14 protein-coding genes are annotated in these 21,957 nt (G+C 62.3%); 10 read left to right on the top strand and 4 right to left on the bottom strand.

All coding sequences use genetic code 11. The features are described from left to right. Window positions 1-414: 414 nt before the first annotated feature. Window positions 415-7,530, bottom strand: coding sequence for an Ig-like domain-containing protein (locus tag JW929_15880; GenBank protein MBN1440887.1), 7,116 nt, complete (start codon window positions 7,528-7,530; stop codon window positions 415-417). Window positions 7,531-7,889: 359 nt separating this feature from the next. Further along, on the bottom strand, window positions 7,890-8,435 hold the full coding sequence (gene arfB / locus JW929_15885) for an aminoacyl-tRNA hydrolase (GenBank protein ID MBN1440888.1): 546 nt from the start codon (window positions 8,433-8,435) through the stop codon (window positions 7,890-7,892). A gap of 122 nt (window positions 8,436-8,557) precedes the next feature. Here arfB and JW929_15890 point away from each other — a divergent pair, with 122 nt between their 5' ends. The 6 genes from JW929_15890 to JW929_15915 all read left to right on the top strand — a co-directional run bounded on the left by JW929_15890 (window position 8,558) and on the right by JW929_15915 (window position 15,860). Continuing rightward, window positions 8,558-10,099: a YifB family Mg chelatase-like AAA ATPase gene (locus tag JW929_15890; protein ID MBN1440889.1), complete on the top strand. Its 1,542-nt coding sequence runs from the start codon at window positions 8,558-8,560 to the stop codon at window positions 10,097-10,099. A gap of 60 nt (window positions 10,100-10,159) precedes the next feature. Next, the gene (locus tag JW929_15895) at window positions 10,160-11,272 is read left to right on the top strand and encodes a hypothetical protein (protein MBN1440890.1); all 1,113 of its coding nucleotides are present in this window, start codon (window positions 10,160-10,162) and stop codon (window positions 11,270-11,272) included. 127 nt (window positions 11,273-11,399) lie between these two features. Next, entirely contained in the window at window positions 11,400-12,398 is a 999-nt protein-coding gene (locus JW929_15900; protein MBN1440891.1) for a DUF4129 domain-containing protein, read from the top strand. Continuing rightward, a complete protein-coding gene (locus tag JW929_15905) occupies window positions 12,395-13,555 on the top strand; it encodes a hypothetical protein (GenBank protein MBN1440892.1) in 1,161 nt (386 codons plus the stop codon). Before JW929_15900 ends, JW929_15905 begins: the two co-directional genes overlap by 4 nt. A 13-nt stretch (window positions 13,556-13,568) precedes the next feature. Continuing rightward, complete coding sequence (locus tag JW929_15910) at window positions 13,569-14,525, top strand: MoxR family ATPase (GenBank protein MBN1440893.1); 957 nt, start codon at window positions 13,569-13,571, stop codon at window positions 14,523-14,525. Window positions 14,526-14,549: 24 nt separating this feature from the next. After that, window positions 14,550-15,860 carry a DUF58 domain-containing protein gene (locus JW929_15915; GenBank protein MBN1440894.1) on the top strand — a complete coding sequence of 437 codons (1,311 nt, stop codon included), beginning with the start codon at window positions 14,550-14,552 and terminating at the stop codon, window positions 15,858-15,860. Here the strand turns inward: JW929_15915 and JW929_15920 are convergent. After that, the gene (locus JW929_15920; protein ID MBN1440895.1) at window positions 15,827-16,819 is read right to left on the bottom strand and encodes a stage II sporulation protein M; all 993 of its coding nucleotides are present in this window, start codon (window positions 16,817-16,819) and stop codon (window positions 15,827-15,829) included. The genes JW929_15915 and JW929_15920 overlap by 34 nt on opposite strands. Before the next feature lie 41 nt (window positions 16,820-16,860). Here JW929_15920 and JW929_15925 point away from each other — a divergent pair, with 41 nt between their 5' ends. Continuing rightward, window positions 16,861-17,646 carry an RDD family protein gene (locus JW929_15925; protein ID MBN1440896.1) on the top strand — a complete coding sequence of 262 codons (786 nt, stop codon included), beginning with the start codon at window positions 16,861-16,863 and terminating at the stop codon, window positions 17,644-17,646. 218 nt (window positions 17,647-17,864) lie between these two features. After that, the gene (locus tag JW929_15930; GenBank protein ID MBN1440897.1) at window positions 17,865-18,806 is read left to right on the top strand and encodes a carbohydrate kinase family protein; all 942 of its coding nucleotides are present in this window, start codon (window positions 17,865-17,867) and stop codon (window positions 18,804-18,806) included. 296 nt (window positions 18,807-19,102) lie between these two features. Here the strand turns inward: JW929_15930 and JW929_15935 are convergent, their stop codons facing one another. Beyond that, window positions 19,103-19,978 carry a hypothetical protein gene (locus JW929_15935; GenBank protein MBN1440898.1) on the bottom strand — a complete coding sequence of 292 codons (876 nt, stop codon included), beginning with the start codon at window positions 19,976-19,978 and terminating at the stop codon, window positions 19,103-19,105. Window positions 19,979-20,206: 228 nt separating this feature from the next. Between JW929_15935 and JW929_15940 the strand changes: the two genes are divergently transcribed. Together JW929_15940 and JW929_15945 are read left to right on the top strand one after the other, a co-directional pair. Next, window positions 20,207-21,109, top strand: coding sequence for a patatin-like phospholipase family protein (locus tag JW929_15940; protein MBN1440899.1), 903 nt, complete (start codon window positions 20,207-20,209; stop codon window positions 21,107-21,109). Window positions 21,110-21,384: 275 nt separating this feature from the next. Next, window positions 21,385-21,936: a hypothetical protein gene (locus tag JW929_15945; GenBank protein ID MBN1440900.1), complete on the top strand. Its 552-nt coding sequence runs from the start codon at window positions 21,385-21,387 to the stop codon at window positions 21,934-21,936. Window positions 21,937-21,957: the final 21 nt, after the last annotated feature.

Genomic DNA, 21,957 nt, shown 5'->3' on the forward strand with positions numbered 1-21,957 from the left:
AGAAAGAAAGTTCGAGAGAAACCTTTAAAGCGGTTGCTCAAGCCGCTTTTTTAATAACTTCCCTCCCTCCCCCTCATCCGCCCTCATCCCGCTTCCCCTCAGTTTATTCGGGACAGGCTTTCCGGGACAGGTTCGGGCATCTTTCGCGGAACTGCGCCGGGGCCGGTAAGCCAGTCCCGCAACAGCGGACAAGCATGACATTTTTCGAGGCCGTCGATCTTAAGAGACGAGTTGGGGAAATTTTCACGGAATGCAGAACGGCCGGACGCGATGTGGGGTGTATCTTTTTTTCGGCCTTTATTTTTTGCATTGGGTGGAGAAGGGTTTTTATTAACCCGCAAATAGCGGCGCGGCGCAGAAAAAAGACTCTCGTCGCTGCGACGAGAGTCTTTTTTTCGTAAAAAGACGGGTAATCTAGTAAAGGTATACTGGGAAGGGATAGGTAACCGGCGTTCTTGTCCCGTTCCCGATTTCGCCGTACCAGTTGTAGCCCCAGCAGTTCAACATATGGGCGCCGGTGATTACGCAGATATCCTGCGATCCGACGGACAGGAACAGCAGACCGCTGGGGTATTCGAGCCGATCGACGGGGACGTTGCTGTAACTGCCGATCCCGCTTCTTAATTGATCGTAGGTGTTGCTGCCCCAGCATTTCAAGCCGCCGCCGGCGGTGAGCGCGCAGGTATTGCCTTCACCGGCGGAGATGAGAAAGACGCCGCTGGACAGTCCGATCACGTCGGAGGGCGTGAGGCTGTTTTCGTCGGTCCCATTGCCGAGGCAACCGGTGGTGTTTAGGCCCCAGCATTTCACCCCTCCGGCCGTGGTCAGGGCGCAGGAGTAATAAAATCCCAGGGAGACGTCCACCGCGTCGGCGCCCAAGCCGACGACGTCGACCGGGCTGCAGCGGTTATTCTCGTAAGTGCCGTCGCCGATCTGGCCGTAGAGGTTGGCGCCCCAGCACTTCATGGTGCCGTCGCCGAGAACAGCGCAGGCGTGATCCAATCCGGCGGACAGGGCGATCACCCCGCTGCTCAGCCCGGGGACGTCGAAGGGAACGGTGCTATAGCCCATGCAGGTGCCGTCGCCCATCTGCCCTTCGATATTCAATCCCCAGCACTTCACGCCGCCGCCCTCGGTCAGGGCGCAGGTGAACCGGTATCCGGTGACGATTTTTGTGACTCCGCTCGCCAAACCGGTGACGTCCACGGGTGAATACGAGGGTTCGGTCGTTCCGTTACCCAGTTCCCCGGCGTAATTGCTGCCCCAGCATTTCACCCCGCCTTCCGTGGTCAGGGCGCAGGTATGGCCAAAGGCGGTGTCGACGGCTTGCACGGTCGACCCCAATCCGAAAACTGATGTGGGGACGTATCGATCCTGCTGCGTTCCATCCCCGATTTGTCCATTGTAGTTGGCTCCCCAGCACATCAAATCACCCAGATTCGTCACCCCACAGGTGGTCCAATACAACCCGGCGGAGACCGTCAGGAGGTTGCCTTCGCCGGTGATTATGGTGCCTGCGGTGCAGCCCGGAACCGGGCAATGGTTGACGGGGCCGCTCCAGAATTCATTACTGGCTTTATCCGCCCGAAAGCGGTAGGTGCCCTGGGGCAGGGTGAAGACCGCTTGGCCTTGATCATTGGTACGGGCTGAGCGGTTGGTAAATGTGGTTCCATCGAAAGCATATACATAGAGATCGGATTCGGGTAGACCGTTGGTGGTCAGGACGGAGATAACGATCGGGATGCTGGTGGTGATTTCAGCGCTGGTGCATTCGGGGATCGTACAATGGTTTTCGGTGCCGCTCCAGAAGGAGGTTCCGTTTTTAGCAACCCGGAAGTGAAAATCACCGGCCGGCAGAGGCAGCGTCGCCTGTCCTTGTGCGTTGGTTATTGCCGTGATTCCGATGAATGTCGAACCGGAATACGCCATCACATTCATTCCTGGCTCGAGGGTTCCGCCGGAATCATGAACGGTGACGATGACTGAATTATCTACCGTTATGCTGGCGGTGGAACAACCAGGAACCGTACAATGGTTTATTGGTCCGCTCCAGAACTCGTAGCCTCCTTTGTCTGCCCGGAAACGGTAGCTGCCCTGGGATAAGGTAAAGGTAACTTGACCTTGGGCGTTGGTGCGGGCAGAGCGGTTGGTGAAGGTGGTTCCATCGAAGGCGTAGACGTACAGGTCGGGCGCCGGTTGATTGTTGAGATCCAGTACGGTGACGGTGATCGGAATGCTGGTGGAGATTTCGGCGCTATTGCATCCAGGGACGGAACAATGGTTTTCGATGCCGCTCCAGAAGGACATGCCGTTTTTAGCGACTCGAAAACGGTATGCGCCGGCTGGTAGATGCAATGTCGCTTGCCCTAGTGCATCGGTTGTCGCAGAAAACCCGACAAAGGTTGATCCTGAATACGCCATCACATTCATTCCTGGCTCGAGGGTTCCGCCGGAATCATGGACGGTGACGATGATGGGGTTATTCACCGTAATTCCCACGGTAGTGCATCCAGGGACGGCGCAATGGTTTGCAGGCCCACTCCAGAATTCCTTTCCGCCTTGGTCCGCCCGGAAGCGGTAGCTGCCTTGGGGCAGGGTGAAGAGGGCTTGGCCTTGGGCATTGGTGAGGGCCGAGCGGTTGGTGAAGGTGGTTCCGTCGAAGGCGTAGACATAAAGGTTAGGCGCCGGTTGGTTGTTGAGATCCAGGATGGTTACAGTGATCGGGATGCTGGTGGTGATTTCAGCGCTGGTGCATTCGGGGACCGTACAATGGTTCTCGGTGCCGCTCCAAAAGGCGGTTCCGTTCTTAGCGACCCGGAAATGAAAATCACCGGCGGGCAGAGGCAACGTCGCTTGTCCTTGTGCGTTGGTTATTGCCGTGATTCCGATGAACGTCGAACCGGAATACGCCAAAACATTCATCCCTGGTTCGAGGGATCCACTGGAATCCCGAACGATTACGACAACACTATTATTCACGCTGATCACAGTGTTGGAGCAACCGGGGATCGTACAGTGATTAACTGGCCCGCTCCAGAATTCGTATCCTCCCTTGTCTGCCCGGAACCGGTAGCTGCCCTGGGGTAAGGTAAAGGTAACTTGACCTTGGGCATTGGTGCGGGCCGAACGGTTGGTGAAGGTGGTTCCATCGAAGGCGTAGACATACAGGTCGGGTGCCGGTTGATTGTTAAGATCCAGGACGGTGACTGTCACCGGTAGGGTGGTGACGATTTCGGCGCTGGTACATCCGGGGATGGCGCAATGGTTTTCATTTCCACTCCAGAAGGAAGCTCCATTTTTAACGACCCGGAAATGAAAATTGCCAGCAGGAAGGTATAATGTAGCTTGGCCTTCTGTATCGGTCATTGCGATAATACCCATGAAGGACGTGCCAGAGTATGCCATCACGTTAAGCCCAGCCTCCAAGGATCCACTGGTATCACGTACAGTGACAAGGACGGAGTTATTCACGGTGATGTCGACGCTGGTGCAACCTGGAAGGGTGCAGTGGTTTGTGGGCCCGCTCCAGAATTCCTTTCCGCCTTGGTCCGCCCGGAAGCGGTAGCTGCCCAGGGGTAGGGTGAAGGTGGCCTGCCCCTGGGCGTTGGTACGACCGGAACGATTGGTGAAGGTAGTTCCATCGAAGGGGTAAACATATAGGTCGGGTGCCGGCTGGCCGCTTAGATCCAGCACGGTGACCGTTACAGGAACCGTTGTGGTGATGCCGGCTTCGGTGCAGCCGGGAACGGTGCAATGATTGTCGGCTCCACTCCAAAACGCCGTCCCACCCTTTGCGGTCCGGAATCGGTAACTACCAACCGGCAAGGTAAACGTGGCTTGTCCCTGGGCGTTGGTCGACGCCGTATATCCTGTGAAAGTCGAGTCGGTGTAGGCTAGTACGTTCATGCCTACCTCCGGAGTGCCGTTGGTATCCAGGACAGTGACCACTACGGGAATTGTTGTCGTGATGCTGGCTGCGCTGCAACCGGGAATGGCGCAATGATTTTCGATCCCACTCCAAAAGGAGGTGCCGTTTTTTTCCACCCGGAAGCGATATTCACCCTCCGGCAATATAATCGAAGCCTGTCCATATTGATTTGTAGTACCGGAGTAGCCGGTATAGGTGTTGCCATTGTAGACTTGGACCGTTAATCCAACCTCCGGATTTAAGTCCGTATCGGATACCGTCACGACCACCGGCGGCGCGGATGTTTGCTCGGCGCTGAAGACCAATTCGCCGCCGCCCTCGACATCCCGCTGCACCACCTCGATCCAGTATTGGGTGCCGGCGATGGCGGCGAATTCCAATTCGGATTGCATCCCGCCGCCCGAATCGTCGTTGCAGGTGAGTTCGATCAGCGCGCCGCGGGATCCGGTCCACACCGCCAGCACCGTGTCGTAGTCGCTGCCGATGGTGCTCAGCGCAACCTGGACGTTGCTGGAAGGCTGGAAGCTGAACCAAACCGAATTCGCGTGCTGGGACGGCTCGCCTTCGCTGCAGGCGCTGGCCGGATCGTCGATGGCGGTGGTTGCCCAGTCCGTGTTCTCGATGGTGGAGAACGGAAGCGCGCCGATCTCGGTCGCGAAATCAATGTCGTCGTTGGGCGGGGCCTGCGGAACCACCGTCCGTTCGAGCAGGAAGACGTCCGCATAGCCGTTGCTGTCGCCGGCGACCAAGTTGGAGGCCTCGGACAGCATGATCACCCGGGTGCCGTCGGAGGAGATTCCGCCGTAGACGGTATTCGCATTGCCTTCCTCGCCGCCGGCATTCATGGAGAGTTTAAAGGTTTCCGCCGCGCCGAGGGTGCGCAGGTAGATCTGCGGGATTCCGCCGGAATATCCGGAGACGAGGTTGGTTGCGGAGGAGGAGAAAATCACCCGCTCCCCGTCCGGGGAAATTTCCGCCGAGTACGAATCGCCGTTCGCCCCTCCGCCGATGGTGGAGATGGAAACCAGCAGGGTGGTCTCGGAAGGGATGTCGCGCAGGAATACATTCGTCGCCCCGGAAATGTCCGGGATCAGGTTGTCGGCTTCGGAGAGGAAAACCACCCGGGTTCCGTCGTTGGAGATCGACGGCGTCGTCGAATCGGCATTGGGTTCTTGCTCCGAGTCGTACGAAACCGAAACCCGGATGGTGGTTCCGTTCTGCCGGTCCCGGAGGAAGATGTCCGAACAGCCGTTGAGGTCCTGCCCGCTGCCCAAGAGGTTGTCGGATATGGATTCGAAGGCGACGTACCGCCCGTCGGCGGATATGACGGGATTGTCGGAGTGGCTGTTCCCCGGATTCTCGTCGGAGTCGGTGTCGATGAGTTCGATGGTGGAGGGGTTGTCCCGGTCGTACAGGTAAATGTGCTTGTTCCCGTCGGCGACTCCCGCAACCAAATTCGTGGCGGTGGAGGTGAAGGCAACGAACCTCCCGTCGGAGGAGATGGAAGGACGGTTTGAAATTCCATCCGCCTGCACGCCGCCCAAACCGATCGATACGCAGGTAAAGACGCCCGGAGCGCCGTCGACGATTTGATACACGAAAATCTCCGCGTTCCCGGCGGTGCAGGCGGTATCCAGATTGGTCGCCAGTGAAGTGAATGCGATGTATTGGCCGTTGGCGGAGATTTCCGGCTCCAGGACCAGGTCGTCGGGCTGGCCTCCGGACGCGGCGAACACCGCCATGGAGAGTGAGTTGGCCTGCTCGTCGAAGATGAAAATGTCCGTGATGCCGTTGGTGTCGCCGTCCACGAGGTTGTCGGCTCCCGAAAGGAAGACCAGCAAGTTGCCGTCGTCGGAGATCGAGGGGGACGAACTCTGGTTGTTGGCTTGGCTGCCTTCCTGGCCGGTTGCGTGGGAGATGTTCACGCGGCGCAGGGAGCCGTTGATGAATGCCACCTGAACCGGGGAGCCGATGGTGATGCCGCCGGCCATGGCTTCCACCGTCTTCGTCCCGGCGAAGATGGATGCAAGGTGCCCTGCCGCTTGCCCGAATGCATCCGAATCCCCAATATACACCCAGGTGTCTGCCGGGGCGGCGTATCCGTTGATCAGATTTCCGGTGCCGCTGGACCGCAGATAGACCGGAACTCCGGCCACCGGATCGCTGTCTTGGTCGAGCAGGGTCACCGTGAGGGTTGAGGTTTCGTTCCCGTCGGCCATGGGCTGAGTCCCGTCCGCCTCAAAGACGGAGTTTTCCATGTCCAGATAATCCAAACGCTCCGCCGGAAGGTAATCGCGCGCGACGGAATCGGAACTCCATTCGAGGGAGGCGATGCTGTACTCGGCGCCCTGGAAATATTCCATCACGATCGAATACGGTTCGCCGCCCTGCAGGGCGATCTGGCCGGACCACTCGGTGGCCTCCTGCAGAGTCCAATGGTCGATGATCAGCTGTCCGTCGACCCACAGGCGCACCCCGTCGTCGGTGTATGTGTAAAAGGTGTAGACCTCCGAAAACTCCGGAAACACCCGGCCGCTCCACCGGACGGAGAATCCGGCGGCATTGACCTCAGGGGCGGGGCTGTCGCCGCCCCAGTCGAAGGCGATCCCGGGATCGATGCGGGTCAGCGCCGGGGATCCGGAGAAATCGAGGTTGTTGTAGTAGTCCGCACGCAAGCCCTGGAAGGCGCCCGCATCCACCGAAAGGTTGAGCGTTCCGCCGGGGCCTTCGCCGGATTGGACGATTTCGATGTAATAGGTCGTTCCGGCCGCGAGCGAAACTGTTAAGGTCGGATCTTCGCTGCAGGCCACGGCGATCAGACCGTTGGTGGGGCCGCGCCAGATGGCGATGACCGTGTCGTAGTCGCTGGTCTGTGTGTCGATGGTGAGGGCTTGATATTTCGCGGCGGCGAACGAGTACCAGACGCTTTTCGATTGCTGTCCCGGACCGCCGTTGGCGCATTCCACATCCGGGTCGATGCCGGCGGTGGTGGCCTCGTCGGTCAGGATCGATTCCGAGAAGGGCAGGCCGGTGATGGCGGTGGCGTTTTCGATGTCGTCGTTGGAGGGCGCCTCGGCGATGCCAACGTCGCGGGTCGCCGTGGGCGTGAGGGTCGGCGTTTCCGTCTCGGTGGGTGTCAGGGTCGCTGTCGGCGTCTCGGTCTCGGTCGGCGTCTGAGTCGCCTCGGGGGAAGTCGTGGTGGCGGGCGTTTCGGTCGGCGTGGGGGTTTCGGTTTCGGTCGGCGCGGGCGTTTCGGTCTCGCTCGGAGTGGAGGTTTCGGTTTCCGTCGGTGTGGCCGTCTCGGTTTCGGTCGGCGTGGGCAGGTCGGTCCCTTGATACTTCGGAAGGTTCGCGGGGATGTAGCGCGCGACCGCCACGGCGTAGGGCAGGGCTTTCCCTCCGCCGCCGGCACCGGCGCCGTCGGGAACGATCTTTTGGCCGGGGCTTTGCTCGGAGGCGATCGAGAACAGGCTGATGCAGATCAGGAGGAGGGGTATCAGGAAGCCGAGGCGTTTCCTCGACGCCGGAAAAGCGCCTGCAGATCTGATCCCCTGGGTGGGAGGTGTGCCGAAGGCCGACTGAGAATCCATTGTCGGTGCCATATGCCCTCTCAGACAGAGTGCCCAACACGTCCGGAAATCTTCCGGATGACCTAAACCGACCTTTTCGGATCGCCGGACTGACCGGAACGCAGGCTCCGAATTATAAGCTAAAAAGACGGATGTCTTCATCTATTACCATGAAGACAGACATCCGCTCCTGCCTATTATATTCAGCTAAGAATCCCCTTTTTAACCATGCCCTTCCGGTGCGGAAGAATTGTCTTGCGGCGGGGCTGAAAAATGGCCGATCAAAGCCTCTCTACCCCGGTACCTTAAGAATAGAGTTTTAATCCCGGATATCCGGTAAAAAGCGGGTGAACAGCGGATTTATTTGGGTAAAAAAGTGGTGAAAAAACCATTTACTCCTCGTTGGAACGGCTTTTCCTGCGTTGCATCTTCCGTTCCGACCGCCGGCGTTTTCCTGCCAATCTCCTTTCAATCGCGCCCTTTGTGGGACGGGTGGATTTCCTGCGCTTGGGTGCGGCGGCCGCCCGGGAAACCAGGTCCCGCAACCTCGCCAGCGCGTCGGCGCGGTTTTGTTCCTGGGTCCGGAATCTGCGCCCGTCTAAGACCAGGATCCCCCGGGAGGTCATCTTTCTTCCGGCGATTATCCCCAAGCGCCGGCGGACATCCTCCGGCAGGGAGGCCGAGCGGCGGACGTCGAACCGGAGTTGGACGGCGGTGGCGACCTTGTTCACGTTTTGTCCGCCGGGTCCGGAGGCGCGCACATAGGAAAAAACCAATTCCTCGTCCGGGATCGAGATCCGTGAATTGATGCGAATCATGGCAGGGCAATTGAAACACAAAGCCTGCGGCAAGGAAAGCGGAGGGGAGAGTTGTGCGGTCCCGGCGGAGGCCATGCCGGGATGATGGCCCGCCAAGGTCGTTGGGGCCGCGTCGATCATTCGGACCGCCTTGCTCTTTGGGACCGCCTCGGTCGGGATCGCCGCCTCGGTTGCCGGGTTCGCTTGACACTCCGCGGATCGCGGACTACACTATGCGCGGAATATTCCGCAAGGGGGAGACTATGCTGGCTCGCGTATCGTCTTGCGCAGTGATCGGCCTCGACGGCGCCGTCGTAGACACGGAAGTCGACGTTGCCAACGGCATGCCGTCCTTCGTCATCGTCGGCCTTCCGGACACCGCCGTTCAGGAAAGCCGCGAACGGGTTCAGGCGGCCGTGAAGAACGCCGGCTTGTCTTTTCCGTACCGGCGGGTGACGGTTAATCTGGCGCCGGCCGATCTGCGCAAGGAGGGCCCGGCCTACGACCTGCCGATCGCGCTGGGCCTCCTGGTCGCCTCCGATCAGGTGCCGGGCGACGGGTTGGAGCATACGCTGGTGGTCGGCGAGCTCTCGCTCGACGGTTCGGTCCGGCACGTGCGCGGAGTCCTGCCCATGACCGCCTTGGCCCGCCGTCTGGGCCTCCAGCGGGTGTTCGTCCCCGCCTGCGATGCGCGCGAGGCGGCGCTGATACCGGATTTGGAAGTCATCGCGGTGGACCATATCACCGCGATCGTCCGCCACCTGACCGGCGACCACCCGCTGCAGCCGGTCCGGATGGCGGCGTTGGAGGACGGTGATCCTCCGGACGGGGAGTTCGGCCCGGAGGGATACACCGCCCTGGAGGAAATCCGCGGCCAGGAGCACGCCAAGCGCGCGCTCGAAGTCGCCGCCGCCGGCGGGCACAACGTCCTCTTGATCGGTCCGCCGGGCGCCGGGAAAACCCTCCTCGCCCGGGCCCTGCCCTCGATCCTCCCGCGCCTGACGCTCGAAGAGGCCCTCGACGTAACCCGCATCTATTCGGTCGCGGACCAACTCCCGCCCGATGTGCCGCTGATCAAGCGCCGCCCCTTCCGCGCGCCGCACCACACCATTTCGCACGCCGGGTTGGCGGGCGGCGGCAATTGGCCGCGCCCCGGGGAGATCAGCCTAGCCCATCGCGGCGTGTTGTTCCTCGACGAGTTCCCCGAGTTCGGTCCGCGCGTGCTGGAGGTTCTGCGCCAGCCGCTGGAGGACAAGCTGGTGACGATTTCCCGCGCCCACGGATCGCTGACCTTCCCGGCGAACTTCATGCTGGTGGCGGCGATGAATCCGTGCCCGTGCGGCTACGCGGGGGATCCGGTCCGCGAGTGCACCTGCGCCCCGGCGGCGGTCACCCGCTACCAGAAGCGGATCTCGGGCCCGATGTTGGACCGGATCGACATCCACGTCGAAGTTCCGCGGGTGGAGTTCGCCAAACTCGCCGATCCGCGGCCCGGCGAGTGTTCGCGCGCCGTGCGCGCGCGGGTGGAAGCCGCGCGGGCCCGTTCCCGCGAACGCTTTGCCGGACGCAGTTTGATCTGCAACGCGGAGATGCGCCCCGGCGACGTACGCCGCTATTGTGCGCTGGACGAAGCCGGCGGCGCCCTGATGCGCGCCGCCGTCCAGCGGCTGCAACTATCCGCGCGCGCCTACCACCGCGTGCTGAAGATGGCGCGGACGATCGCCGACCTGGCGGGGATGGATTCGATCGCGCCGGCCCATCTCGCGGAGGCGCTCCAATACCGGCCGCGGTCGTTTTTCCAATAGGAATATAATGGCGTGGATTCGGCATCCGTACGCTTGGTAAAATGGAAAGGAAACCCCATCATGGCCGAACAAAAACCGATTAACCTCAGGCCGCTCCTGTTCGCCGAATTGCTGGACCGCACCTTCCGGATCTATCGCGGAAATTTCCTCCGGCTTGTCGGGATCCTCGCGCTGATGGAAATTCCGCTCCAATTGATCACGCTGGCCTTTAACTTGTTTAACTCCGCTTCCTTCTTGGAAGAACAATCTCCTTCAGCCTACCTCTTGAACAGCGGCGACGCCGTTTCCTCGAGTTGGAACCTGTTGTTTCGCACGATCTCCGGAACGTGCCTGATCGGACTCGTTTCGCTGATACTGCTCCAGGCCTTCGCCAACGGGGCTCTGACGAAGGCGGTCTTTCACGCCGCCTTGGGGGAGCCGCTGGGTATCCGCGAGGCGTACCGCGGCATCCTGCCGTTGCTTCCGCGCCTGATCTTGACCGCGCTGTTGGGCGCGGTAATCATCGTCGCGCTGGGGATCTGGATGATCGTGCCGTGCTTCGGTTGGATCACCGGGTTCGGCCTGCTGTTGTATTTTTCGTGGGTGCTGCAATCGCTGGTCATTCCGGTCGTGGTGATGGAGCGGAAAATCGGCTTGGCGGCGTTTCGCAGGGCTTGGGATCTTGCCCGCCGCAGGTTTTGGTGGGTGCTCGGGTTCGTCGGCGCCCTGATTCTGATCTCGACTCTGGTCACCGTCGGACCGACGTATTTGGTATCCGGTCTGATAAACCTGGCCGCGGAGGCTTTTTCCTTGACCGAAACGCAGGGGTTTGTCCTCAGGACCGCGGTCAGCGCGTTGGTCGGCCTGATCGGCACCTTGCTGTTTACCCCCCTCGCCCAAACCGGTTTCGTATTGCTCTACCTTGACCTCCGGGCGCGGACCGAAGGCTTGGATCTGGCCATGCGGATGCGCGATCCCGGCGAAAGCGCCGAAGCCAAGATGCAGGCGCTGGCCGAGGTCCAGGGCGCCGGACCGGCTTCGCTGCTCACCTGGAAGGAATTCGGCTACTTCGTCCTGCTTTCGATCGGCGCCTTCCTGATCATCCTGACGGTGTATCTCCTGTTGGTCCTGATCGGTGTGGCGATGGTATTGGCGATCGATTCGTTGATCCCAAGCTTGCTCTATTTTCCATGATCCTCTCCGCGCGGCTGCGGTGTGCGCCGGGCCGAAATCCGTTGCGGCGGCTGCAGAACGTTTCCGCGCCGGGGAAGAGAGCCGCGGCGATCCCCTGCCGGTCGGCCGGAGAAGAGGGAAATCCGCCATGAGGCGAATTGGCTGTGCGCGGATTCGCATCCGGCTGTTTGCTGCGTTGAGCCTTATCCCGCTTGCGGGCTCGCTTCTGCTTCCGGTCCGGACCGGGGCGGAATCGGGACCGGTCGCGGAAGAAGCGTTTTGGGATCTGTTGGCCGAGACCCGCGCCTTGGTTTCCACGCTGCCGTGGATGCCGGAGGACAAGGCTTGCCGATTGGCGCGGCGCGAGGCGGGAATGTGGAAAGATGTGCGCGCCGTGCGGCTTTCCTCCGGGGAGGTGATCCCGATCCGCGCCGATTGGCTGGTTGCGGGATTGGACCGGTGCCCGCCGGATTCCGTACGTTTGCTCCTGCGCATGGATGAATTGCTGTATGCCCATGCGGAGGCGGAAAGAGACGGTCCGCCGCTCCTCGGCGGCATCGATGTCGATGCGTTGGAAAAAATCCTTTCTTCGAGCGGATTTCGGAACGCGGCGGAAGGGGCGGAAGAGGGGATTTCGCTTCAGGAATTGATCGACTTCTTGCTGAGGCGGCTGCAGGAACTCGCCGAGCAATTGGGCCATCCGCAGGGTTTGGTATGGGGCATCGGGTTGTTCGCCGTCCTTGTGCTTGCGGGCATTCTGTCGTTGTCGGCCGGGCTTCTCAGAAGGAATCTCGTACCGTCCGCGGCGGTGGAGCCGTCCGGCGACCGGGCGGATGAGGCCCTCACCTCGGATCGGGCGGCCGGATTGGCCGAGGAGCGATTTGCCGCCGGCCACAAACGCCAGGCGATCCGCTACCTGTATCTTTCGGCGCTGCTCTTCCTGGAGGAACGCGGCCATCTTTCCGTCAATCGCTCGCAGACCAACCAGGAATACTTGCGCAGCGTCGAGCACCTGCCGCGGCTGGCGGACCCGCTGCGCAGGGCGGTGGCGATGTTCGACAGGGTCTGGTACGGATTCCAAACCCCCAACGAAGAGGAATGCCGCGCGTTGCGCCAAGCCGTAAGCGAGATCCGGCGGCGGTCGTGAAGCGCTTCCCGGCCGACGGCGTGATCGCGGCGGTTCTGGTCCTGGCGTTCGCGGCGCTCGCCGTCGGGACCGCCCTGATTTCCCCCGGGGCTCGAAGCGACGAGCCGCCGCTGTCAAGCACCTCGTATCAGCGGGACGGGGCGAAGGCTTTGTCGCTGTGGTTGGAGACTCAGAATTTCCGGGTAAACCGGGAAGTGGTTCCGGATTACGAGATTCCGCCGGACGTCGATGTGGTGTTGCTGCTGCAACCCTCCGTGGTTTTCACCCCCGAAGAACAGTATGCACTCTGGAACTGGGTGCTGTCCGGAGGGCATCTTGTGATCGCCGGGGATTCCCCGGCTCTCGGGCAAGTCTATTCTCAGTTCGACCTGGAATTGGTCCGCCTGCCGGTTGAAGCGGAATGGCTGTATCTGGATGCTCCGATTCTGCGTTTCCCTCCGGTGGAGATGCCGGTGCACGCTCGCGCCGAATACGGCATCCGGGAACGGCGTCGCTCCGTTCAAGTGCACTCCTCGCAGGGGGATATTCCGACCACGATCATCCACAGTCTGGGCGACGGGACGGTTGCCGCCACGACGGCCGGGTTCGCGTTTTCCAACTCCGGCATTCTGGAATCGGGCAATCCGCAGTTTGTGTACAACCTGATCGCCTATCCGGGGGGCAGCCGCACGGTGTGGTTTGACGAGTGGCACCACGGCGTCCGGCTGCGGATGGTCGACCGTCTGGGGCCGTTGTATTGGTTGTTCGACACGGCCGCCGGGCGGGGCGTTCTCTTCGCCGTGACGGTCGTGTGGATCGGCCTGCTGTTGGCGGGAAGGCCGTTCGGAAGGCCGCTGCGGGCTTCGCCCGGCGAATCGCACCGGGCGCCGGTGGAATACGCCGGAGCCATCGCCCGTCTGCGCCGCCGGGCCGGGCACCGCCGGATCGCGCTGGCGCATTTTCACCAGGCGCTCAAAAAAGGATTGGGCCTCCGCCATTCCTTGGATCCGTCGGAAGACGACGATCGCTTCGTCGACGAATTAAAGAAGCGCCGGCCGGAATTGGCCGCTCCGCGGCTGAGGCGGCTGTTGCGGCGGCTTTCGAAGGAAAGGGCGACCGAAAGGGAAATGGTCGTTTGGGCCCAAGAAGCGGCGGATTGGATCGATCGCAGGGAATAGAAAGGGGCAGTTCATGGATACCGCATCGTTGAAGGAATGGTACGCGCAGATCCGGGAGGAATCCTCGAAGGTCCTTGTGGGAATGCAGGATTCCCTTGAGCTGATGGTGGCCGCGCTGCTCGCCGGCGGACACGTCCTGCTGGAGGGCGTTCCCGGGACGGCCAAGACCCTGATGGCCAAAACGCTGGCCCATGTATTGCGGGTGAATTTTTCCCGGATCCAATTCACGCCGGATCTGATGCCCTCCGACATCCTCGGCACGAGCGTGTTCGACGTCACGACCGGCAAGTTCCACTTGAAGAAGGGGCCGGTGTTCACCCAGATCCTGCTGGCGGACGAGATCAACCGGGCTCCGGCCAAGACCCAATCCGCACTGCTGGAAATCATGGAGGAACGACAGGTCAGCCTGGAAGGGGAGCGGTTCGTCATCCCTCCGCCGTTCCTGGTGATCGCCACGCAAAATCCGGTGGAGTTCGAAGGCACCTATCCGCTGCCCGAAGCCCAGCTTGACCGCTTTCTTTTTAAGATTCTGGTGCCGTACCTGCCGCTGGAGAAGGAACTGGAGGTGCTGCGGCGGTATCACGCCGGTTTCGACCCGCATGAGTTAGCCGAATCCGGATTGCGGGCCGTCTCCTCCGGCGAGGATGTGCTGCGCTTCCGCCGGGAAATCCAATCCGTGCGGGTCGAGGAGGGAATCCTCCTCTATATCGCCCGGATCGCCGCCGCAAGCCGGAATTCCCCGGACATCACCCTGGGGGCGAGCATGCGGGCGTCCAGCCATGTCCTACTGGCGGCAAAAGCGTATGCCGCACTGCAGGGAAGGGATTTCGTCGTGCCGGAGGACGTCAAGCGAGTCGTGCATCCCGTGTACCGCCACCGCCTGCTGCTCAAGCCTGAGGCGGAGATCGAAGGCTTGGATCCGGAAGCGGTCATCCGCCGGCTGTTGGCCCAAGTGGAAGTGCCGCGGTAAGGCGGCTCCCGCGGCGGACAAACGATGCACTTCACCCTGCGCGCAGTGTTGTTGTTTCTCCTGGCGGCTCCGCTGATCGCCGCCGGCGGAGGAATTCCGGCGGCGGGCGCGGCCGCGGCGGTCTGGCTGGCCGCCGTCGCCGGGCTTTCGGCCGCGGATTTTTATTGGGCGGGGTCCGGGGCGCAATTCGGAATCCGCCGCAGCCACGATTCCAAACTCAGTTTGGGAACGGAAAACGCCGTCCGGCTGGATCTGCACAACGGCTCCGGCCGGCGGATCGCGTTTTCCATCCGCGACGAGTTCCCGCCGGCTTTTTCCGGCAGGCCGGCCGTGGTAAGCGGCGAATGCGCCGGGCGCTCGGATTGGTCCGGAACCTATGCGGTGATTCCTCCCCGGCGCGGAGATTATCAATTCGGCGACATCCACATGCGATGGGCCGGCCCGCTCGGATTGGTCCGCCGGCAATCCCGGTTTCCGTCGGCGGGGCCGGTGCGGGTGTACCCCAACCTGATGGACATCCGCCGCTACGATCTGATGCTGCGCCAGAACCGCCTGCGGGAAATGGGCTTGCGGCATTCGCGGATCTTCGGCGAAGGGACGGAATTCGAGCGGCTGAGGGAATACCTGCCCGACGACGACTTCCGCCGCATCCATTGGAAGGCGACGGCCCGCCGGAACCGTCCGGTGACGATCGAATACCAGACCGAACGCAGCCAGAACGTGGTCGCGCTGCTCGACACCGGGCGCATGATGCAAAGCCCGGTGGGGCCGATGGCGAAACTCGATTACGCCGTCAACGCCGTGCTGTTGCTGGCGTTCGTCGCGGCGGGAAAGGGGGACAAGGTCGGCTTGCTTTCCTTCGCCGACGACATCCAACACTACCTCCGGCCGCAGGCCGGACGGCGGCAGTTTTACCGGATGCTCAAGGCGCTCTATGCGGTGGAGCCGCAGAGCGTCGAACCCGATTACCGGCGGGCCGCAAGCTACTTGGCCGGCAAGGAGCGGAAGCGCTCGTTGGTCATTCTGTTTACGGATTTAACGGGCAACTTCGGGGTCCGCGCCTTGTTGGAGGGGATGGGCGCGTTGGCCGGACGCAGCCTGCCAATGGTCGTCACCGTCGGCGCCCCGGACATTCATCAGGCGGCTGCGGCCCGTCCGGCCGATTCGGAATCGGTCTACCTGCGGATGGAAGCGGAGGCCCTGCTCGAGGAGCGGCGCCAGGCGTTGGATGCGCTGCGCCGCAAGGGGGTGCTAACCCTCGACGTCCCGGCCAACCATCTGTCGGTCGCGGTCATCAACCGCTACTTGGAGCTGAAGGGACGCCGGCTGCTCTGACGGCCCGGCCGCCCGGCGAGGAACAGGTACGCGTACAAGACGGCGCCGCTGCCGATTCCCACGGCTGCTTTGATCCAGGCGGGCACGTGTTCGGCGGGGGAGAGGAATCCCTCGATCAGTCCGGCGACGACCAGCAACAGCGCGCTGAAGAGCGCCAGCCGGACGGCCTTTTGCGCCGCCGCGGCCAGCGCATCCTTGCGGCTGATGAATCCGGGGTGGATCAGAGCCCAGCCGATTTGCAGGCCGCATCCCCCGGCAAGGCAGATCACCGAAAGCTCGATCACGCCGTGGCCGATGACGAAGGTCCACAGCTCGCCGCCGACGCCGTAGAAGAGCGCCAGGCCGGTGACGCCGCCGAGGATGAAACCGTTAAGGGCCAGCAGGTACACCGTGAGGAGATTGAAGGAGATCCCCCCGGCAAAGGCGAGCAGCGCAACCCGGATGTTGTTTTGCATGATGAAGGAGGAGGCGTACGGCCTTTTTTCGACCGGGATGTCGGTCCAGAGTTCCCTGCGCTCGAGGTAATCCCGAGTCTCCTGCACCTCGGCGGGCAGCATCCAGGCCGCCGCATCCGGGTCGATCGCGGTGGCGATCCCCGAGAACGCCGCGGGTATAATGAAAAAAGCGCACGCGGCGAGGAAGAAGGGCAGGCCGGCGCGGAACGTATTCGGCACCGTAAACCGGAAGAAGCGCATCGCCTGGCGTCCGGCCATCGGTTCGGCGCGGTAGATGACCGAATGCGCCCTCCCGGCCAATTGATGCAGGTAAGCGGTCGTCCGCTCCCGGGGGAAATCGCGCTGAGCCAGCGCCAGGTCCGCGGCGGCGGAGCGGTACAGCCTTCCGAGGTCGCGGACCTCTTCGGGCGACAGCCGTTCCGGACCGGCCGAACATTTCTCCAGCAAGGCGGTCAGCCGTTCCCAGTCGGCCTTCCGTTGCAGCATGAATTGCTCAAGCTTCATTCTTTCCGTCCTTGGCCCGCATTTTCGGAAGAGGCTCCGCGATGGATTTCGACAGCGCGCTTCAGGTAAACACTCCGGAGAATGTCGCCCTGGAATACCCGTTGGCCGGGATTGGGTCGCGGTTCCTCGCCTCCCTGGCGGATCATCTATTGTTAGCCGGTATCCTCTTGGTTGTCAATACGGTTGTGGCGTTCGCGGTCTTTTTGGCATTCCGCGAATCCGCCGTGGACAACGGGGAAATCCCGAATTGGATATATTGGGCGTTCGCCGCCCTCGGCCTCGTTTCGTTCGCGGTGCAGCACGGTTATTTCATCTTCTTTGAAATCCTCTGGAACGGGCAAACCCCGGGCAAGCGCGCGCTTCGCTTGCGGGTTGTGCGGTCTACCGGGCTTCCGATTTCCGCCGCGGAAGCGGTGATCCGCAACGTGGTCCGCATCATCGATTCCATGCCGCTGGGGTACGGGGTCGGGCTGGTGTCGATGTTCCTGGATCCGCACTGCCGCCGGCTGGGCGATTTTGCGGCGGGGACTTTGGTCGTTTGTGAACATGCGGGCGTAACGCTGGCGAGTCTGTTTCCGGTCCGGGAAAAAACCTTCGGCGGGGCGCCGCCGGCCGGATTTCCTCTGGAGCGGCTCTCGGACGACGAGAAAATCCTGATTGCGGATTTTTTGGCGCGGAGGGATTCGATGGCGAACCGGAAGGATTTGGCGGCCGTTCTCCTGGAAGGGATCTGCCGCCGTTTGGATCGGGTTCTGCCGGACAATGAAAAAGCGGATCCCGAGGCGGTTCTGGAGGGCATGTCCCGGGCGTTGAAGGATAAACAATAAGCCGGAGGGATTCGCGGCCGGAAGGGAAGTTTTGCGGAGCCTTTTTCCCGCGCAACGTTTTTCCTTTGGATGCCGACCGGCCGTTCGGCGGAATCCGATCCTCATCGCGAAAACGCTTCACGGCCGTTGGTTACCGAATCCGGGAATCGATGCTATTATGATTCTGCGGGATTGTGCGGATCCGGCGGGAATGTCCGCCCAAGGTTCCGGAGGAAAGCGTGGAGGAGTCGGAAGAACGCGGTTCCGTCTTGGTGATCGGCGCCGCCGGCCTGGATATGGTCGGCAGGCTGTCCGGCGAATCGGAGGAGGGCACCTCCACGCCGGCCCGCATCCGGGTGGGCTTCGGGGGTGTGGCCCGCAACGTGGCCGAGAACCTCGCCCGGCTGAGCCAGCCATGCTCGTTGCTTTCCGCCGTCGGCGAGGATGTCTCGGGGCGCGCGCTGGTCGGCGTCTTAACGGAAGCGGGCGTGGATGTCTCCGCCTTGCGGATCCTGCCCGGACAAACCACCGGGGCGTATCTGGCGGTGATCGATTCCCAAGGGCGGCTGCGGACCGCGCTCGACGATATGGCCGTCTTAAGAGCGATCACTCCGGAATCGCTGAAGGAAGCGGAGCCGCTGTTCCGCTCCGCGCGGATGGTGTTCCTCGACGCCAACCTGTCCAACGATGCGATCGCCGAAGTCTTCCGTATGGCTCAAGCGGCCGGAGTCCCTCTCAGCGCGGATCCCACCTCGCGGCACTTGGCGGCGCGGCTGGCGCCGTACCTAAACCGGCTCCAGCTGATCACCCCCAATGTGCTCGAAGCCGAAATCCTGCTTGGCCGCCGGATCCCGCCCGGAGATCCCGCCGATGCAGTCCTGGCGGCGCAGGAATTGTCCGCGCGCGGAGTCTGCATCGCGCTGATCTCGTTGGCCGAGTTCGGAGTCGCCTATGCCACCCGCGAGAGGCGCGGGCATTTCCCCGCGTTGCGCACGACGATCGTGGATCCGACCGGGGCTGGCGACGCCCTGACCGCCGCCGTGCTGTTCGCCATCCTCAACGACATCCCCTTGGACGAGGCCGTCCGCCTGGGGATCTCGGCCGCCTCGCTCACCCTGCGATCGCGCCAAACCGTGGTGCCGGATTTGTCGCTGGAGAGGTTGTACGAGGAGATTATGTAGGCGTCCCGGGCTCGTCCCCCTTCACTCGATGGGCCGAGTTGGTAAACAAAGGACTGTGCGGCTTCCGCCCTTATTCTCTCCCCACTCCCCAACCCCTTGGCCCCTTTCTTCTCTCCTGGCTTGTGTCGGAAAAAGGAGAAAGGGATGGGGGAGAGAGGTGAGGATGGAACAGGGCGGAATTTCTTTTCGATGTGGAATGCGCTGAGGGGCAGAAAAAACCTTTGCCCGATCAACGCGAGGAAAAACCCTTTCGCGGCGTCCGGGCGGGCGAACGAAGGCGCGAAGGCGGCGCCGGATCAGGCTGTCGGCGAAGGGGTGAGGAGCTCGGGCTTCTTCGTCGGCGTCTCGGTCGGCGGGGGCTGGCGCGTGATTGAGGGTGTCGGCGTGCTGGTGGGCTCCGGGGGGTTGCCGGTGATCCAGAAAAGCCCGGATTGCTTCCATTGCCCGCCGGTGAAGATCTGCACTTCATACGAGCCGTAGGGGAAAAAATCGGGCGCCATCGACCAGAAGGAGACTCCGATCCCTTCCGGCCCCCCGTACCAGGGGAAGGATTCCCAGCCGAACAACGACCCGTCCATATACCAGATCACGGTCAACTCCACGCCCTCGTTGACGTGTTTGTACGGGTACACGACGTAAATCCTTTGGATCGGATTGGCGAAAGACGTTCCGGGGGAAACCGGCTGAAGATCGGGGGCGACGGCCTTGGCGAAGGTCAACGGCCCGATGTACAAATCCGGATTGGGCGGCATGGTGCTGGTGAAGGATTGCGAGATATTAAAAGGAACGAACGGAGTCGGCGAGGGGGTCGGCGTGAAGGTCCGGCTGGCGGTCAGGGTGATCGTCGGCGGCAGGGTGCGCGAGGGCGTGAAAGTGATGGACGGCGTCAGGGTGGTGCTGGGCGTCAGGGTGGTCGAAGGGGTGGGGGTGACCCACTGGAAAACGACCGGTGCGCCGAACAACCGAACGGTTCCGGCCAGGAGCAGCATCCCGAGGGCGACGGCCAGGAGGCGCCAGCCGGCAGCGGCGGTCTGCTGGCGGACGAGAAAAAACGGCTGGCGCGGCGCGCGCTGGAGCAGAAACACGCCCGCCAACACCACCAAAACCGCAATTCCGGCCAAGATTCCGGCGAGGAGCAGGAGGAACTGTTCGACCGACAGGTTTCCCGGCAAGGCGATCTCCTTCCCGGAGCATTATAGCAAAGACAATTCATTCTTCAGATAGGACGTCCGGCCGGGCGTTTTATAATGATATGAAGTCAACGAGGACGTCATCCTGAGCGCCCGGACCGCGGGACTTTGCAGGCAAACGAAGGTTCAAGACAATGTCGGCGCGGATTCTTCGCTGGGCTCAGCCTGACGGGGTTTCGGCGGTTTCGTTTTTTTCTTGAGGAGGCGGATATGCTCGCCGTTGTTTTCAGCGGAGGAGGCAATTACGGGGCGCTTGAGGCGGGAGCGCTGGAAGTCTTTTTGGAGGCGGGAATAAAACCGGGATTGTGGGCCGGAACCTCGGCCGGCGGATTGAACGCCATCCATATGGCTTCCGATCCGACCGTGCAGGGGGCGCGCAAGCTCCAGGATCTTTGGCGCAAAGCCCGCCCCGTGCCGCAGGGGGGCGCCAGCGTATTCACCGCGGCGCGCCGGTTCGCCACGGGCGCCGAAAGCCTGTTTCCCAACGAGCCGATCGTGGAATTCTTCCGGGCGAATCTCCCGGAAGGATGCCAAACCTTCGGGGACGTCCATCGCCGGACCCGCCAGCGGGCGTTCGCCCTGGCGGTGGAATATCCCGGCAACGTGGTCCGGGTGTTCGGTGAACACCGCGAGGATCGGCTGCTCGACGGAGCGATGGCCACCTCCGCCCTGCCGCCGTATTTCCCCCCGTGGAAGGCGGGTTCGCGGCGCTACCTGGACGGCGCCCTGGCTGCCAATCTACCCGTGCGGGTGGCGGTGGATTACGGTGCCGAGGAAATTTTGGCGTTGAACGTCGAGGGGTCCATCATCTACATTGAAGGCTCGGGGATCGTCAATGTTTCGGGTTTTGCGCTCGGAGCGATGGTCGCCCAATTGACGGCCCGCCAATTGGAGGTGGCCCGCCACGAAGGCGTGCGAGTGCATTTGCTCACCCTGGACGCGGGGCCGGTCCGGCCGTGGGATTTCACCCAAGCCGAAGCGTTGATCGAGCGGGGCCGGCAGATGGCGCGGAACTATCTGGCACAGAAAGAAAATAGAATCCCCCGCGGGGCGACTTGGCGCTGGCGGTTCCAAAGGCTGTTCGGCGGCCGGCCGCGCCCAAAACCGTGGTGATCCACTGGCCCATCACTCCGTTGACTCCCGGCTGACCGCGGCGTTTCGGCGATTGGGCGCATGATGCCGGACGGAACGGGCGTAACCTAAACACGGCCCGGCCGGATTCTGCAAGCGTCCGTGACCGTCCACCGCGTTCTGCGTATATCTCTTTGGAATCCGAAAGCTTTCCGCCCGCGGATCCGTCAAGGCCGGCATCCGCTTGCGCGGGCGGGGAACTCGCCTATAATAAGGCGGCATACACCGTCGGATGTCTCGGAACCAAGGAGGCTCGCATGTCAGACCTGTTCCAGAAAATTACAGACAGCCGCAATTTGATCGAAAAGATCGGCGCGTTCATCCCCGGCTTCAAAGGCTACGTGGATCGGAATGCCCGCCGCGACGCGGACAAGCTCCTGCGCGAGACGGTGGCCACCCGCTTCGAACAGCAATGGTCGCGGGTATCGGAGCTTCAGCGCCAGATGATCCAGGAAGGCGGGATCGAATCGGTCGACGCCCTCGAGGCGGCCGCGGTCAAACTGCGGACGTTCATCGACCGCGTGCGCACCGCCCCCTACGGGTACGCGGGGTTCTTCGACGCGGTCAAGGTCAACGAACCGGAATTGATCCAACTGTATCAGTTCGACGCTTCCCTGCTCGACCGCGCGGTCCAGCTGGCCGCCGCGGTCGACAACGTCGCCGCTTCGGCGGGAACCGACGGGCTTCCGGCGGCGATCCGCAACGTGGCGACCCTCGCCCAGGACGCGCTCGACGCCTTCCAGTCGCGCAGCGAACTGATTCTCGGTCCGAACGCGCCGGCGGCGGGAGCCGCACCGGCCAGCCAGTAAGGATCCGTCAACCTTGCCGGC

It is taken from the genome of Anaerolineales bacterium (assembly GCA_016928575.1).
Lineage (GTDB): Bacteria > Chloroflexota > Anaerolineae > Anaerolineales > RBG-16-64-43 > JAFGKK01.